Annotated in this window: 1 protein-coding gene and 1 pseudogene; one reads left to right on the forward strand and one right to left on the reverse strand. The window is 44.6% G+C overall.

All coding sequences use genetic code 11. The features are described from left to right. On the forward strand, positions 1–262 hold a 262-nt coding region (locus ACWHAR_RS21675), incomplete at its 5' end, for an MFS transporter (protein WP_452087793.1). A 42-nt stretch (positions 263–304) separates the two neighbouring features. Here the strand turns inward: ACWHAR_RS21675 and ACWHAR_RS21680 are convergent. Further along, positions 305–1,317 (reverse strand): annotated as a pseudogene (locus ACWHAR_RS21680) (molecular chaperone HtpG); the annotation flags it as partial.

Below are 1,317 nucleotides of genomic sequence, written 5' to 3' on the forward strand. Positions count from 1 at the left end.
CGCGACAGGGTTCACGACTTTGGTGTTATCGGCGGCCAATCTGATCGTGTCGCTCGTCTTCCCGCTGATGCTAAGCGCGATGGGCATCGCATGGGTCTTTATGGTTTTCTCAGTCATTTGTCTTCTCTCATTTTTCTTCGCGTTCTACATGGTACCGGAAACCAAAGGGAAAAGCTTGGAGGAAATTGAAGCAAGCCTGAAAAAACGGTTTAAAAAGAAGAAAAGCACCCAAAACCAAGTGCTGAATGAGCGTACTTTATAAAAAAAAGGAATCGTCTCCTTATGGGACGATTCCTTTTTCTGTTTACACCATGACCTTGCAAATATTGTTCGTAAATTCCACAGGGTCCTGAATCGGCAGGCCTTCGATGAGAAGCGCCTGATTGTACAGAAGGTTTGTGTACAGTCTCAGCTTCTCTTTATCTTGTTCAAACGCGTCCTGCAGCGTTTGGAATACCTCGTGATTCGGGTTGATTTCCAGCACTTTTTCCGCCTTCACATTTTGGCTGTCAGACATCGCGTTTAAGATTTTTTCCATCTCAATTGTCACTTCGCCGTCAGCAGCAAGGCAGACTGGATGTGATTTAAGCCGTTTTGAGATTCTGACGTTTTTCACTTTGTCTGACAGAATGTTTTTCATTTCCTCAAACAGATCCTTATACTTGTTTTCCTCTTCCTCGGACTGCTTTTGATCCTCATCCGTGTCTATGCCAAGGTCTCCGCTTGATACGGACTTGAATTCTTTTTCCTGATAAGAAGCCAGCATTTTAATTGCAAACTCATCGATGTCCTCAGTAAAGTAGAGGATTTCATAGCCTTTGTCCGCCACCATTTCCGTTTGCGGCAGTTTCTCAATGCGGTCGTAAGAATCACCGGTCGCGTAATAAATGAATTTCTGCTCCTCTGGCATTCTGGAAACATACTCGTCTAAGCTGACCAGTTTTTTCTCTTTTGAAGAGTAGAATAAGAGGAGATCCTTCAATTGATCCTTATTCGCGCCAAAATCATTGTACACGCCGAATTTCAGCTGTCTGCCGAACGACTTGTAGAACGTCTCGTATTTCTCGCGGTCTTTTTTCAACAGGCTTTGCAGCTCGCTTTTGATTTTCTTGCTGATGTTTTTCGCGATCAGCTTCAGCTGGCGGTCATGCTGCAGCATTTCTCTGGAAATATTCAGCGACAGATCCTCAGAATCGACCATGCCCTTCACAAAGCTGAAGTGGTCCGGTAGCAGGTCTGCGCACTTATTCATGATCAGCACGCCATTGGAATACAGCTCCAAGCCTTTCTCATATTCCTTGGAATAGTAGTCAAACG

This window comes from Bacillus sp. LR--39, assembly GCF_053613335.1.